This window comes from Streptococcus infantis (genome assembly GCF_047463615.1).
GTDB classification, from domain to species: domain Bacteria; phylum Bacillota; class Bacilli; order Lactobacillales; family Streptococcaceae; genus Streptococcus; species Streptococcus infantis_X.
The window spans coordinates 152,419-168,307 of the sequence record NZ_JASHDO010000002.1; the positions used below are offsets into that span (position 1 = coordinate 152,419).

The 15,889-nt window shown below is 42.4% G+C and carries 12 protein-coding genes; all 12 read right to left on the reverse strand.

The annotated features are described in order from the left end of the window. Positions 1–149: 149 nt before the first annotated feature. On the reverse strand, positions 150–1,415 hold the full coding sequence (purD, locus tag QM874_RS04055) for a phosphoribosylamine--glycine ligase (RefSeq protein WP_414316310.1): 1,266 nt from the start codon (positions 1,413–1,415) through the stop codon (positions 150–152). A gap of 121 nt (positions 1,416–1,536) precedes the next feature. Then, on the reverse strand, positions 1,537–3,084 hold the full coding sequence (purH, locus tag QM874_RS04060; RefSeq protein ID WP_414316311.1) for a bifunctional phosphoribosylaminoimidazolecarboxamide formyltransferase/IMP cyclohydrolase: 1,548 nt from the start codon (positions 3,082–3,084) through the stop codon (positions 1,537–1,539). A 1-nt stretch (position 3,085) separates the two neighbouring features. Continuing rightward, positions 3,086–3,550 carry a GNAT family N-acetyltransferase gene (locus tag QM874_RS04065; protein WP_414316312.1) on the reverse strand — a complete coding sequence of 155 codons (465 nt, stop codon included), beginning with the start codon at positions 3,548–3,550 and terminating at the stop codon, positions 3,086–3,088. Positions 3,551–3,593: 43 nt separating this feature from the next. Beyond that, on the reverse strand, positions 3,594–3,962 hold the full coding sequence (locus QM874_RS04070; protein WP_414316313.1) for a hypothetical protein: 369 nt from the start codon (positions 3,960–3,962) through the stop codon (positions 3,594–3,596). A 2-nt stretch (positions 3,963–3,964) separates the two neighbouring features. Next, entirely contained in the window at positions 3,965–4,522 is a 558-nt protein-coding gene (gene purN, locus QM874_RS04075) for a phosphoribosylglycinamide formyltransferase (RefSeq protein ID WP_414316314.1), read from the reverse strand. Further along, positions 4,522–5,544, reverse strand: coding sequence for a phosphoribosylformylglycinamidine cyclo-ligase (gene purM / locus QM874_RS04080; RefSeq protein WP_414316315.1), 1,023 nt, complete (start codon positions 5,542–5,544; stop codon positions 4,522–4,524). The genes purN and purM overlap by 1 nt, the downstream gene beginning before the upstream one ends. Positions 5,545–5,762: 218 nt before the next feature. Next, positions 5,763–7,205, reverse strand: coding sequence for an amidophosphoribosyltransferase (purF, locus tag QM874_RS04085; protein WP_414316316.1), 1,443 nt, complete (start codon positions 7,203–7,205; stop codon positions 5,763–5,765). A 12-nt stretch (positions 7,206–7,217) separates the two neighbouring features. Beyond that, positions 7,218–10,943 carry a phosphoribosylformylglycinamidine synthase gene (locus QM874_RS04090; protein ID WP_414316317.1) on the reverse strand — a complete coding sequence of 1,242 codons (3,726 nt, stop codon included), beginning with the start codon at positions 10,941–10,943 and terminating at the stop codon, positions 7,218–7,220. A gap of 55 nt (positions 10,944–10,998) precedes the next feature. Beyond that, positions 10,999–11,706 carry a phosphoribosylaminoimidazolesuccinocarboxamide synthase gene (purC, locus tag QM874_RS04095; protein WP_414316318.1) on the reverse strand — a complete coding sequence of 236 codons (708 nt, stop codon included), beginning with the start codon at positions 11,704–11,706 and terminating at the stop codon, positions 10,999–11,001. A 168-nt stretch (positions 11,707–11,874) separates the two neighbouring features. After that, on the reverse strand, positions 11,875–13,224 hold the full coding sequence (locus QM874_RS04100; protein ID WP_414316319.1) for a bacteriocin secretion accessory protein: 1,350 nt from the start codon (positions 13,222–13,224) through the stop codon (positions 11,875–11,877). 12 nt (positions 13,225–13,236) lie between these two features. Further along, on the reverse strand, positions 13,237–15,390 hold the full coding sequence (gene comA / locus QM874_RS04105; RefSeq protein ID WP_414316320.1) for a peptide cleavage/export ABC transporter ComA: 2,154 nt from the start codon (positions 15,388–15,390) through the stop codon (positions 13,237–13,239). 167 nt (positions 15,391–15,557) lie between these two features. After that, a complete protein-coding gene (locus QM874_RS04110) occupies positions 15,558–15,752 on the reverse strand; it encodes a hypothetical protein (RefSeq protein ID WP_414316321.1) in 195 nt (64 codons plus the stop codon). Positions 15,753–15,889: the final 137 nt, after the last annotated feature.

Sequence of the window (15,889 nt, forward strand, 5' to 3'; positions counted from 1 at the left end):
GTCTCCAGTTTTCCGCTCCTAGTAGCTCTGCTACTAGGAGTTCCACTACTGCGACGATTATCCTATACTAGCTCGCTAACGCTCGCAAATCAAACGATCATTATCTTAGTTTGGCTCGCTTTCGCTCGCCATGACAAAGTTAGTATCTGTTAATTTTTTATCGCCTTACTACCGATATCCGTACGGTAGAACAAGCCTTCTGTGTTTTGTTTGTCGAGTTCTTGGTAGATGGTTTCTTGGGCTTCTTTAACGGTGTCTGCTGTTGTGACGAGCATGTAGACACGTCCGCCGTTTGAGAGGAGATCTTGGCCATTTTCAGCGAATTTAGCTCCAGCATAGTAAGTGATGATGTCACCCTCTGTCTTGGCTGGAAGTTTGACACCCTTCTCATAAGCGAGTGGGTAGCCGTTTGAGGCTACAACCACGCCTAGTGTCACACCCTTGTCCGTCCAAGTGATGGCTGGCTCTTTGCCTTCCAAAATATCGGTGATATTTTGTGCAAAGTCAGATGTCAAGCGAGGCAAGATGATTTGTGTTTCAGGATCGCCAAAGCGTGAGTTGAACTCAATGACTTTAGGGCCGTCAGCTGTCAAGATAAGTCCAGCGTAAAGGACACCAGTGTAAGGACGGCCTTCTTTAATCATGCCTTCAAGGACTGGCTTGACAATAGTGTCAACTGCTGTGTCAACCACGCTCTGTGGCAAGTGAGGAACTGGCGCATAGGCACCCATCCCACCAGTGTTAGGGCCCTTGTCGCCATCATAGGCACGTTTGTGGTCCTGAGCTGTTGGCATGATGTAGAACTTGTCCTCATTGACAAAGGCAAAGAGAGAGAATTCTTCCCCGTCAAGGAATTCCTCGATGACCACACGCGCACCTGAATCACCGAATTTATTGTCCAACAGCATCTCGTGAGCAGCTTCGACGGCTTGCTCAACCGTCTCCGCAACGACAACCCCTTTCCCTAGGGCCAAGCCGTCTGCCTTGACGACGATTGGAGCGCCTTTCTCCTCGATGTAGGCCTTGGCTTCCTCAAAATTTGAAAATGTACCATAGGCTGCTGTCGGAACATCGTATTTGACCATGATTTCCTTAGCAAAATCCTTGGACCACTCCAACTCCGCTGCCAATCTTGTCGGACCAAAGGCTTTGAGACCAGCTGCATTGAACTCATCCACAATCCCAGCAGCAAGGGCATCATCTGGCCCAATGAAGGTCCAAGCGATATCGTTGTCCTTTGCAAAGTCAACAAACTTAGAATGTTCGGAAATAGAGATATTTACCAATTCCAGACCATCCAGAGTCATTCCGTCATTTCCAGGAGCTACAAAAACTTTTTCAATGTCTTTTGACTCAAGCAACTTCTTAGCAATGGCATGTTCACGGCCACCCGAGCCGACAACTAACAGCTTCATCTTTCAACCTCTTTTGCGAATTATTTACTAATATTATACCATAAACGTTCGCTTTAATCTTGTTTCGTTCAGCTTTTTAATCAAAAAAAGGAAAGAAACTGTTTTCTTCCCTTTTATTTTCTTAATGTCTAAAATGTCTCACACCTGTAAAGACCATAGTCAAGCCGTATTTATCAGCAGCCTCGATAGACTCTTGGTCACGAACAGAACCACCTGGTTGGATGATCGCTTTAATACCTGCTTTGGCAATTTCTTCCACGTTATCCGCAAATGGGAAGAAGGCATCTGAAGCAAGAACAGCACCATCAAGACGGTCTTTAGCTTGGTCAATAGCGATACGGACTGAAGCCACACGGTTGGTTTGACCTGGGCCAACACCAAGTGTCATGTGGTCATTGGTCACGATGATACCATTTGATTTGACATACTTGATAGCCTTCCAAGCAAACTCAAGAGCTATCGCTTCTGTCTCAGTTGGTTGGCGTTTAGTCACCACTTGCCAGTCAGCTGGACTTTCTTTGACAACGTCTTGGTTTTGAACGAGGAGACCTCCAACAACACCTGTATATTCTGCTTCTGCTTCGCTGGCATCTTGTGCATCAAATGGCAAGGCTAGGATGCGCAAGTTTTTCTTCTTGGTTGTCAAAATTTCAAGCGCCTCGTCTGTGTAGCTTGGAGCGATGATGATTTCAAGGAAGACACCATGCATCTTCTCAGCTGTCGCAGCATCTACCTCACGGTTGAGAACGACGATCCCACCAAAGATAGACACTGGGTCAGACTCATAAGCGTAGTCCCAAGCTGTTTCGATATCATCAGCTTGACCGATACCACATGGGTTCATGTGTTTGAGAGCCACAACGGTTGGACGGTCTTTGAAATCGCGGATGATACGAATAGCTGCATCCGCATCACGAATGTTATTGAATGACAATTCTTTACCGTTGAGCTGTTTAGCTGAAGCAATCGAGTAGTCAGTCGGCAAGGCTTTTTGGTAGAAGTCTGCATCCTGTTGAGGATTTTCACCGTAACGCATGGGTTGCTTAAGGTCATAGGTTAAGGTGAGTTTTTCAGGTTTTGTTTCACCCACTTGAGCTGTGAAGTATTCTGCAATCAAGGCATCATAAGCTGCAGTGTGACGAAAAACCTTGGCTGCCAAACCTTGGCGAGTTTCATAAGTAGTTTCGCCATTAGCTGACAATTCTTCCAAAACTACAGCATAGTCAGCAGGATCTACCACAACTGTGACGCTAGCGTGGTTTTTCGCTGCTGAACGAAGCATGGATGGTCCACCGATATCAATGTTCTCCACCGCGTCAGCGTAAGTCACATCTGGTTTAAGGATGGTTTCCTTAAATGGGTAAAGGTTGACCACAACAAGGTCAATCAACTCGATATTATTGTCCTTAGCAGCCTCTAGGTGGCTATCAAGGTCACGACGAGCGAGGAGACCACCGTGGATATTTGGATGAAGGGTCTTGACACGGCCATCCATCATTTCTGGGAATCCAGTCACATCGTCGATAGCAATGGTGTCCACACCAGCATTGTCAAGGGCAATCTTGGTACCACCTGTTGAGATGATATCCCAACCAAGTTTTTTTAGTTCTTGGGCAAATTCAACAATGCCCGCTTTATCTGAGACTGAAATAAGTGCTCGTTTAGTCATTCTATTCCTCTTTCTTTAGCTCCAACCGCATAGCGACTTCGTTATTTTCTTCTATAAATCCTGTTTCCTGAAAACCCAAACTAGTCAGCAGGTACTTCATTTTTTCATTTCCAACTACATAATCTGCGATAATATGATTGCAAGCTCTATCCATCTGAGCCTCTTTGATCAGAACTTCCAAGGCTTTTCGTCCATAACCTTTTCCTTGGTACTGCTGGCCAATCATTATCCGCCAGATAAAATATTCTGCCTCATCCTTATCTATTTCCAACAGTAGAAAACCAACTACTAGCTCATTCCAATAGATTGCCATTGGAAACACATCCCCATTCTCTCGGTAGAGCCATGCGTCAGCTAAAGAACGCACATTGGGAGCTACAAAACGCGCTCGTTCATCAGCATCAGATATTTTCAAATCCAGCACTGCCTGAAAACTGCTCTCATCTACTAATTTCAGATTAATCATTTTTTCTCCTTTTGAATAAATGGGATTTTGAGGTGATTAAAGACTAATCTAACTCATATAAAAGGTAGTTATCAAAATTTATGATTCCTTTGAGGTAATCTCGGTCTTCTTTAGACAACTCAAATTCTGGAAAAGTCGCAATTAAACTGGACAAATAAAAATAATTCGGGTGCCTACGATAAGAAAAACCTGCTTGACCGAATTTACCTTGACAAAAATCATAGGCAAGTTTTAATTCTTGACTTGTGACACCGTCTAAAATTTTATCTAACTCTGAAAGCTGACTTTTATCAGTATTCTCTATCATAGCTTTCACTGTATTTACTAAAACAAAAAGAAAATCATTAGTATTATCCAGTAGGATTGGTCTGTTAGATAACCTATTCTTTAACTCCATATAGTATTGGTCCATAATCATTTCTTCCTCTCCACTCCCAAACTATCCAAGACTTCTGGATAGAGCTTGTACTCTGTTTCGTGGATGCGAGTCTCGAAAGTATCCAGGGTATCCCCTTCAAGGCGTGGCACACGGACTTGTTTGATGACCTTACCGGTATCAACACCAGAGTCCACCCAGTGAATAGTCACGCCAGACTGGTCAACACCTGCATTCCAAGCATCCTCAATACCATGAGCACCTGGAAATTCAGGGAGATAAGCTGGGTGAATATTGATGATACGGCCTTCATAAGCTGCTAGCAAGGTTGGGCCGATGATTTTCATATAGCCTGCGAGACAAACCAAGTCAATCTTGTGTTCATCCAAAAGTTCGACGATGGCTCCTTCATAGTCTGCCTTGTTCTCAAACTCTTTAAGTTCAAAGGCATAGGTTAAAACCCCAAGCTTTTCGGCACGCTCAAGTACATAGGCATCCCGATGATCTGAAAAGACAAATTCTACTGGAAATTGTTCCGCAATCACCTGAAAGTTTGAGCCGTTGCCAGAGGCAAAAACAGCAATCCTTTTAGTCATTATTTAATCACCACACTTGCATCTGTCTTCTTCACAATATGACCGATTTCATAAACAGGTTCGTCAAGAAGTTCTTTGACACGTTCCACATTCTCTGGTTTAACCGCAAGCATGAGACCAATCCCCATGTTGAAGATTTCAAACATTTCTTCATGTTTGATTTGGCCATATTTTTCAAGAACTTTGAAAATTGGAAGGACTGGTACTTTGCTTTCGTCAATTTCAGCAGCCAAGTCATCCGCGAACATCCGTGGTACATTTTCGATGAAACCACCACCTGTGATGTGGGCAATTCCGTTGACCAATTCTTCTTTGATAAGTGGCAATGCTGCTTTGACGTAGATACGAGTTGGTTCCAAAAGAACGTCTTTAAGTTTCTTCCCTTCCAATTCTGGGAGAACTTCTTCACCTGTGTAATCTGCAAAAACACGACGAACAAGTGAGTAACCATTTGAGTGGATACCGCTTGAAGCAAGTCCAAGAATCACATCCCCTTCAGCTACTTTTGACCCATCTATGATTTGAGATTTTTCTGCAACACCGACAGCAAATCCAGCCAAATCATAGTCATCTTCACCATACATACCAGGCATTTCAGCCGTTTCACCACCGATAAGGGCTGCACCAGCTTGCACACAACCTTCAGCAACACCTGCAACGACTTGTTCCAATTTAGCTGGTTCATTTTTCCCAGTTGCGATATAGTCAAGGAAATAAAGAGGCTCTGCACCTGCAGCGATGATATCGTTGACACACATGGCCACACAGTCTTGACCGATCGTATCGTGTTTGTCGTACTTGATAGCCAGCATGAGTTTAGTTCCGACACCATCCGTCCCTGAAATCAAAACTGGTTCTTTGACACCTGTTTTTGAAAGGTCGAACATACCACCGAAACCACCAAGAGCTCCCATGACACCTGCACGCTCCGTACGAGCAACGTGTTTTTTGATCCGTTCAACAACTTCATAACCCGCTTCAACATCCACACCAGACTGCGCATAAGCATTCTTATTTGTCATTTTATTCATTCCTTTTCTTTTTTTGAGAAAGACTGCGACGTATTTTTAGATAAACAATTATTTTATCTAAAAATACTAGTCAGGTCTCTAGCTTTGGTCCCACAGGAGAAAGGGGCTACTGACAAATGCTTTAGCTTTTAGTCAGTAGTGAGACGTGGAGCGTATGCATTTTTATTTGTCATTTGTTTATTCCTTTTCCTTTCTTTCAATGGGAAATTTTATTTGTAAAAACTCGTTTTTTCTTCCAAACTTCTACGATATTCTTCTTCATAATCATAGAGAGGAGTTGGATATTTCCCATCAAAGTAAGCCACACAGAGACCGCCATTTGGCGCATCTGTTTCAATCCCAATAGAGTTTATCAAGCCATCAATCGAAAGATAAGTCAGGCTATCCGCACCAATGATTTGGCAAGTTTCCTCAACGGTATGATTAGCCGCAATCAGCTCCTGACGTGTCTGGATATCAATCCCGTAGAAACATGGATAGGCAAGAGCAGGACTCCCGATGGCAACGTGAACTTCTGTTGCCCCTGCTTCTTTCAACAATTGAACAATTCTCCGAGATGTTGTTCCTCGCACAATCGAGTCATCAATCATGACCACGCGTTTGCCTTTCACGACTCCAGAAACGGCAGACAATTTCATCCGAACCCCTTGCTCACGCAATTCTTGAGTCGGCTGGATAAAGGTCCGTTGCGTATATTGGTTCTTGATAAGACCCATTTCATTTGGCAGACCTGATTCTTCGGCAAATCCCATAGCTGCGCTGAGTGAGGAATTTGGTACCCCAACTACGATATCGGCTTCATGCTTGAACTCACGTGCTAATTGAGCTCCCATTCGCTTACGAGCCGTATGGACATTGACACCATGGATATTGGAGTCAGGACGGGCAAAGTAGATATACTCCATGGAACAGATAGCCAACTGAGTATCGTTTGTATAGCTGTCATACTGGATACCACTATCATCAATAATGACAATCTCCCCTGGTTTTACGTCGCGAATCCACTCAGCACCGATTACTTCAAAGGCACAGGTTTCAGATGAAACCACTACTGCTCCATTAGCCATTTTCCCGATTGACAGAGGACGGAAGCCATTTGGGTCAAGCGCTGCAATTAACTTATCTTCAAACATCAAGAGATAAGCAAAACCACCTTTAACAAGACTGAGCGCTTCCTTGATTTTACCCATCAAATTTGGATTGTGGCTACGGCGAATAAGGTGAGCCAAGATTTCAGAGTCAGAAGTTGAGCTGAAAATCGCTCCTCTTTGTTCCAATTCTTGCTTGAGCGATTCTGCATTAGTCAGATTCCCATTATGAGCTAAACCAAACTGCATATCGTGAAAGCGGAAGAGGAACGGTTGGATATTGTCTACAGAAGCTTCTCCCGCAGTCGCATAACGCACGTGCCCAATCGCTCCAGTTCCTGTCAATTTATCCAAATTCGCAGGATTTTTGAAGACTTCTGATAAAAGCCCCATATCACGATGACGCTTCAATTTCCCTTGGTCATTGGAGAGGATTCCTGCCCCCTCCTGACCACGGTGCTGAAGACTATGGAGTCCAAAATAGGTTAATTTGGCAGCATCTGGGTGCCCCCAGATACCAAAAACACCACATTCTTCATTAAGAGATTTTACTTCGTATGTCATTTTATATACCTTTTATTTCCCAGTAAAGTATTTAACCGCTGATGCAAAGAGGTGTTGGTCTTTATTTCCTGGAATATTTTGGAAGAGACCGTCTTCGAAACGTTCTGAGTGACCCATCTTACCAATAATTTGACCGTTCTTGCTTGTGATACCTTCGATCGCATTGACAGATCCGTTAGGATTGTATTTTGAATCCATGCTTGGTTTACCTTCGAAGTCAACATATTGGCTAAAGATTTGACCATTGTCACGGAGCTCCGCAAATTCCTCAGCTGTCACGACAAACTTCCCTTCACCATGTGATACTGGGATGGCATGGACATCACCAACTTTCACGCCGGCAAGCCATGGTGAGTTAGTATTGGCAATCCGTGTTTCCACCATCTTAGCCACGTGTTGGTTGGCATCATTATAGAAGAGAGTTGGACTCGTGCTACTTGCATCTTCAAAGTTACCATATGGAAGAAGACCTGATTTGACAAGGGCTTGGAATCCGTTACAGATACCAATGATCAAACCACCACCTTCGATGAAGCTATCGATGGCGGCACGTACTTTTTCATTGAGCAAGATGTTAACGATAAATTTAGCAGATCCGTCTGGTTCATCCGCTGCTGAGAAACCACCTGCAAAGAAGATAATGTTAGCTTTTTCGATATTGTCAACCATGGTGTCAACAGACTTGACAATAGCTTCTTCATTCAGTGTGACAAATGGTACCAAGTTGACTTTGGCACCTTCTTTTTCAAAGGCCTTAGCTGAATCGTACTCAGAGTTAGTACCTGGGAATACTGGGATGTAAACTACTGGTGTCTCAACTGTTTCTTTAGCTTTGATCACAGCGTTTGATGCTACAGCTGGTACTTCTTCCAACTCAGTTGCTTGTGCAAATTCCGTTGGGTAAACCTCTTCCAATTTACCTTGGAAGGCACTGTCAAGCTTGTGTCCATCAAGCGTTACACCGTTGACAGCAAGTGTAAAGTCAGCTACTGTTTGTCCAATCTTGGCAACACCTGCAATCTCTTCCGGAGATGTGAAGACGAATCCACCCAATTGAGCTGTCAAGGCAGTCTCAAGATTTTCAAGGGTTACAGTAGCACCGATATGGTTACCAAATGTTGCAAGGGCAAGGGCTTCAACGACACCACCATATTTGACAGCTGATGCAGATGTGACTTTATGATCAGCTTGGATGGCTTCAAATTGAGCAAAGTTTGACTTGATAAGATCGAAGTCAATTTCTTGTGCCAAAGCTTGACCAGGAATGTAGTAAATATTTTCACCAGCAGCTTTAAATTCTGGAGAAAGGACCTTACGGCTATCTGCTGTTGTCACCCCAAAAGCAACCAAGGTTGGTGGTACTGTCAATTCTTCAAAGGTACCAGACATAGAGTCTTTACCACCGATAGATGGCAAACCAAGTTGAATCTGAGCTTCAATGGATCCAAGGAGAGCAGCTACTGGTTGACCAAAACGCTCTGCTTGTTTATCCATACGCTCGAAATATTCTTGATAAGAGAAACGAGCCTTAGACCAGTTTGCACCAGCAGCAACCAAACGAGCTGTTGCTTCGATTACTGCATAGGCAGCGCCATGATATGGAGACCATTCTGCTACATAAGGGTTGAATCCTTGCGCCATGACTGAAGCCGTATGCGTTACACCATGTTGGACTGGCAATTTCTGTACAGAAGCTTCCGTTGGTGTAATTTGGTAGCGACCACCGAGTGGGTGATTGACTGTTGAACGACCAACTGAGCTATCAAAGATGGTTTGTAACCCTTTTTGACTGGCATGGTTCAGGTCAGCCAAGACTTCAAGAGTGTCAGCTTCAAGGGTTTCAGTAGATGTTTGACGTTCTTCTGGAAGCTTGACATCCTTGTCAACCACCTTAGCATCTACAACCACACGTACACCGTTTGTATCAAGGAAACGACGTTCCAAATCAACGATTGTTTCACCATTCCAGTGCATGACAAGGTTTGGTTTCTCAGTCACCGTCGCAACGACAACAGCATCAATATTTTCTTTGTTACATTCAGCAACGAAAGCATCTACATCTTCTGGACGAACCACTACAGCCATACGTTCCTGAGATTCAGAGATGGCAATTTCTGTACCATTCAAGCCTTGGTATTTCAATGGCACTTTGTCTAGATCAATTTCAAGACCATCTGCCAATTCACCAATAGCCACACAGACACCACCAGCACCAAAGTCATTTGATTTCTTGATCAAACGTGTCACTTGACCATTACGGAAAAGACGTTGAATCTTACGTTCTTCGATAGCATTCCCTTTTTGAACCTCAGCACCAGCTGTTTCAACAGATTCAACTGTTTGAACTTTAGATGAACCTGTCGCACCACCGACACCGTCACGTCCAGTCTTCCCACCGAGCAAGATAATCACATCACCTGCTTCAGGTTTTTCACGGACAACATTTTCCTTGGGAGCTGCACCGACAACTGCACCTAGCTCCATACGCTTAGCAACGAAACCTGGGTGGAAGTATTCACGAACGTAAGTTGTTGCAAGACCAATTTGGTTACCGTATGAAGAATAACCGTGAGCCGCTGTTTTAGAAATCACTTGTTGTGGCAATTTACCAGCGCGAGTTTCTGAAATTGGAGCCGTGATATCACCAGCACCTGAGATACGCATGGCTTGGTAAACGTATGAACGACCTGACAATGGGTCACGAATGGCACCACCGATACAAGTAGCCGCTCCACCAAATGGTTCAATCTCAGTTGGGTGGTTATGAGTTTCGTTCTTGAACATGAGAAGCCATGGTTCTTTCACACCATTGACATCCACTTCAATTTCAACTGAGCAAGCATTAATTTCATCAGACACTTCCATGTCATCCAAACGACCATTGGCACGTTCATAACGTCCAAAAATAGTCGCCATATCCATCAAGGTTTGAGGTTTTTCTGTACGTCCCAACTCATCACGCATGGCAATATACTTGTCATAAGTCGCTTGCAATTGTTTTTCAAATTTAGAAGCTGAGAAGTCGATGTTTTTCAACTCAGTCTCGAAAGTTGTATGACGGCAGTGGTCAGACCAGTAAGTATCCAAAACCTTAAGCTCAGTCTCAGTTGGCACACGTCCAATAGACTTGAAGTAATCTTGAATGAAGAGAAGGTCATCTACTTCCATTGCCAATCCTTGCTCTGCCTTATACTGTGCAAAATCTTCTGCCGTATAAGTTTCAAAGAAATCCAAAGTCGGAATAGTTTTGTCGGACTCAGAGAAATCCTGTTTCGCAATGCCAACAGTGATATCTTTGAAACGAGAATCCACTGGGTTCAAAAGGTAGTTTTTGACAGCTTCCAACTCATTCGCATCAATATCCTTGTTAACCAAGTACAATTGTGCTGTGTTCACCGTTACATCATTTGAACTACCAAGCAAAAGCAAAGCTTCCTGTGAAGATGCCGCACGTTGGTCAAATTGACCAGGCAAACTTTCGATCGCAAAGAAAGCATACTTCTCAAGATCAGCCTTAACCTCAGCTTCATCCAAAACAGTATCGGTCACCTGCTCAGAAAAAATATGTTTTTCCGCACGTGCAAACAAGTCCTCTGCCAAATCAAAGACATCGTAAACTTGAACAATACGAAGATCCTTCAAGGTTTTCAACTGAAGATTATGCTGTAATTCTTTTACTAAAGAGTCCGATTTCACACGAAAATCAGCTTTTTTCTCAACGAAAATACGTTTATCCATTTTAGTTCCTTTATCTATTTCTACTTAAAGATTGTAGTGACGACCAAGTAAAACTTTACTTCAATCCTTGCAATTTTTCTAACACAACCTTATAAACATCCGTTAAACTGCCCAAATCTCTACGGAAAACATCCTTGTCCATATGGTGCCCCTCCGCATCCCAAAGACGGCAGTTGTCTGGTGAGAATTCATCTGCCAAGATAATCTTGCCATCCTTATCAAAACCAAATTCCAATTTGAAGTCAATCAAGCGAAGACCAATTTGTGTAAACCAATCTTTCAACAATTCATTGATACGACGCGTTTCTTCCTTGATATAAGCAATTTGCTCATCGTTAGCAATATCCAAAAACTTAACGTGTTCGTCATTGATGAATGGATCATCCAACTCATCATTCTTGTAGTAAAATTCAACGATTGGAGTTTTCAAATCCAAACCTTCTTCAACGCCAAAACGTTTAGAAAAAGAACCCGCCGTCACATTTCGAAGAACAACCTCCAAAGGAATGATGGTAACTCTCTTATTCAATTGTTCGGTATCTGAAATACGTTCGATAAAGTGCGTCGCCACACCAGCAGCATTCAATCTTTCAAAAATAAGAGACGAAATCTGATTATTTAGCACACCTTTACCTTCGATGGTCTCTTTGCGAGCTCCATTCAGCATAGTGGCCTGGTCCTTGTAGACCGACTTAATCACATTTTCGTCTTCTGTAGTATAGATATCTTTAGCTTTTCCCGTATAAATAAGTTTACTGGACATTTTCTTGTTCGCCTTTCGCATTACTTTACATCATTCTAACACAACATACACTAAAAATCAAATATTTCACGAACTATATTTGATGTCATGTCTGAAAAGGTACAGAAAAATCGCAAACGAACTTTCATTTGCGATTTTCTAAGATTGATTTGAGTTAGAATGCGAACCTTATTCTTGTTTCAAAAAACGGTCCAGATAGTAGCGTAAAAAACTCTTCCTACCTGTAATCATGGTTAAACGACCTTCAAGTCCATAACGAAGTTTTTCTGCTTGTTCAGCATTCAAATCCGTCTCTGCCTCTAATTTAAAGAAATTGCCCTTTTCTGTCTGAGTCGCACTGGTATCGATATTGGTAATCTTGGATGTCAACACTAGCTGCTTATTGGCATCCGTTACCGTTGTAAATCGTATCTCATTTCCATGCTTGAGACCAGCCACTTCCTTAGAACTGATATAAGCTGTCAGTTTTGCCTTCCTCTCCCTAGCCAACTGTGGAAAAAGGTGAGCAAGGATCGTTCCTTCTGGAATGATGGTAGATCGACTATGCTCAGGATTCAAATGTAGAACACCATCTTCTGTTGCTGTAATTTTCCCCTTCTCTAAAAGATTTCCTTGAATCTTTTTACCTGACTCCACCTCAAGAATTTTCTGATCCAAGAGCGTTAATTCCTGGCCTACCTTGGCTAGTTGTTGAGATTTTAATGACTCCAACTGACTTCCTAATCCAGATGCATAAGCCTGCTGGACTCCTGAACCTGCATACTGTACTCGATAACCTGCAAGAGTTGACTCCAACTGAGTGATGTGAGCATCTAGCTGAGATAAGGCCTGCTGTTTGGCTTCCGATCCCTGCTCTTTTGTTGACTGATAAGACTGATAAATGGCATAAGCTGGATGATCACTCTCTAAGACTCCATCAGCTTGAATAGCAGTCTTGGCTTGCTGATATTCTTTAATTTTGGACTGGGTTTCACCGATGAGATTGCCTAACTCTGCCTGACTACTACTGGCTGCTGCATTTTGAGATGATATACTAGCATTTTGTTGATCAACCTGACTCCGCAGACTAGCAGCCTGATTCAGATAATCTAAAAAACTATGCTGATAGCCAAATTTATCTGTTTCAGGAAATTGATCACTTCCTGCTTGAAGGCTTGCTTTTAAATACTCCAGTTGAACCTTCTGATCCTTGAGCATTTCCAACTGACTAGCATAATTTTCTGCCTGAACCGCTTCTACCCCCTCTTGGTATTGAACCAGAAGATCCCCCTTCTTAACAAACTTATTTTCAGCCAAATGATTGGCAATAATGCGATTGTTGCTAATTGACTGGATATTTGCAAGGATGCGACTAGGTTCGATAGTAGCTCTAGTAGACAAACTTATCTCCTTCTCTGCAAAAGTTGCAAAGCCAAGCAAAAACACAAGTAGAAGAGACATGGGTACAATCACCCGACTGGAAAAATTATGGTAACGACGATTGTAAAACTCCGCACTTTCTAAAAATTCTGATTGCATCTTTTTTCCTCTCTAACTATTCACTAGATGGGCGTAAAATCCACCCTGAGCCAGTAAATCCATATGTGTACCCTCTTCGACAATCTTGCCCTGATCCAAAACGACAACCTTCTCTGTCCGCTCAGCAATGGTCAAGCGGTGGGCGATGAAGATTAAGGTCTTGTCTAAAGCCATGAGATTATCGACAATTCGCTTCTCTGTCAAAATATCCAAACTGCTGGTCGCCTCATCCAAAATCAAGACAGGTGCATCTGTCAAGAGAGCACGCGCCAAAGCAATTCTCTGACGTTGACCACCTGAAATGCCCGCTCCATCCGAAGTCAATTCTGTCTGGTAATTCAGTGGCATCCGCTCGATATCCTCCCGAATCTCAGCCAACTCCACTGCTCTCAAGATATCCTCCTGGGTCGTCCCCTCCTTAGCTCCAAGGAGAAGATTCTCCAAAATCGTCCCATTGAAAACATAGGGTTGCTGAGGCAGGTAGTTGATATACTGGCGTAGAGCCTTTTTATCAATCTGATTGAGATTGACGCCACCCAGACCAATCTCCCCCTGACTAGGATCATAAAAATTAACCATCATCTTAGCCAAGGTCGTCTTACCCGATCCTGAAATCCCTACAAAAGCCACTTTAGAGCCTTGTGGAATGGTTAGATTGATGTCCGACAAGACATCTCGACCATAGCCATACTTGTAGTGGACCTGCTTGAAAGTCATATCTCCTTCTAGCAAACTCAAATCTGAGACTGTTTTCTTTTCCTCAAACTCAGATGCAACCAGATAAACTTCATTCAGACGGTTATTGGCTACCTGCGCTGTCTGAAGTTTGGTTTGCAGATTGATGATATTCTCCAATGGATTTGTAAAGTAAATAAGCAAGGTATTATAGGTAATCAACTGGCCCAAACTCATCTTATTATCCATGACTAGGAGAGCCCCCATCCAGAGAATGGCAACATTGAGTAAGAGCTGGGCAAGCTTTTTCAGAGCCTTTTGTTGACTTTCTGCCCGATTGTAGATAAAAGATTTTTTCAGATAATCCACAAATTCCTTGTCAATCTTTTGATAACGGGAGCTTTCACTGGTCAAAGATTTAATGGTCTCAATGCCATTGATGTCCTCAATGATAGAAGAAGACAGAACCGCATTGGCTTCCATGGTATCCCGATTCATCTTTTCAAAGGGCTTCATAAAAGCAAAGATAATCACTGTATAGATAGGAAGGGCTAGTAAACTTATGAAAAAGAGATTGCTATTCTGCGAAAATAGAACTACTGAAACAATAAATACAGTAGATACATCCAAAAAGATTGACAGAGTGGTCGAAGCCAGCGCATCAATGATACTATTTGCATCCGTGAAACGTGATACAATTTCCCCTGTACGACGTGTCGCAAAGAAGGACATGGGCAAATGAAAAACATGCTTGATATAAGACAAAATCACATCAATGGACAAGCGTTGCCCCAAAACAAGTAAAAGATATTCCTGGGCATAAGATAAGATTTGCTGAAGAACATAAACGATGGCTAGCCCTATCGAAATAATTCCCAGTGTCGAGCGCATCTGATCTGGTACATAAGTATCAATGATAGACTGCAGATAATAAGAACCCACAATGTTAATCAAGGTCACCAAGAGGGTCGCCAAAACGATATTAACAATCAAACCTCGCTGTTTCACTAATATAGGGATAAAGGAAAGCAGACCATTTTTTTGTTCCTTATGAGGCTTATAAGTCGGAGATGGTGCCATAAAAATAGTGATTCCTGTCCACTCCTTGGCAAAGCGCTCACGAGAAATCTTGGTCAGCTTAACACTAGGATCTGGATCAGCAATATGAATGTTGTTCTTGTCCTGCCCAGTCACCACATAATAATGGAGCAATTTCCCTTCCTTAAGCACATGAGCCACAAAAGGAAAAGTTACATCTGGCAAATCAAACAAGGTCATGTCCGCCTTTATTGCTCGCGTCTCAAAACCTATCTCCTCAGCAACCTTGACTAAGCCTAAAGCCGTAGTCCCATCCATGGTCGTCTTGGCCAACTCTCGCAAGTGAGCCAGAGAATAATAACTACCATAATAACCAAAGACCATGGCTAATGAAGCCACACCGCAGTCCATCTGGTCTACCTGAGGACGATAATGCCGTTTACTAAATTTCATATCCTACTCCTTTTCCTAACAATCTCCAAAGAAAACTTTATAAGATTATTTTATCCAAATAAAAAAGTAAAAAGAACATTATTTCTAAAAAAACAATATCTGCACCTGAACAGCACTTTTTCCTAAATAAAAATAGGCAGAACAAACATTCTACCTAAAATATATATTTATAAAGATTTCTTTTTCTTCCTAATTCCTTTGTCAATCATGTACAAAACGATAATCGAAAACAGCGGTGGTACAATATAACTCTTTTCACTCATTGTCAGCTGAAATCCCAGAGTTGTTAGTATCTTAAAAATGAAAATATTCATCAAAAATAGAAAAACAAATACTAAAAAATGACTTAAAACCTTCTTCATTCCTTTTCTTCAACTTTCCTAATTTCTATACCTATTTTATCAAAAAATATATGTTTTATCAAAATATACATGTAAAACTCCAAATAGACTCTAAACGATGCAAATAGACACCTCAAATGTACCTTTTGAACAAAGAA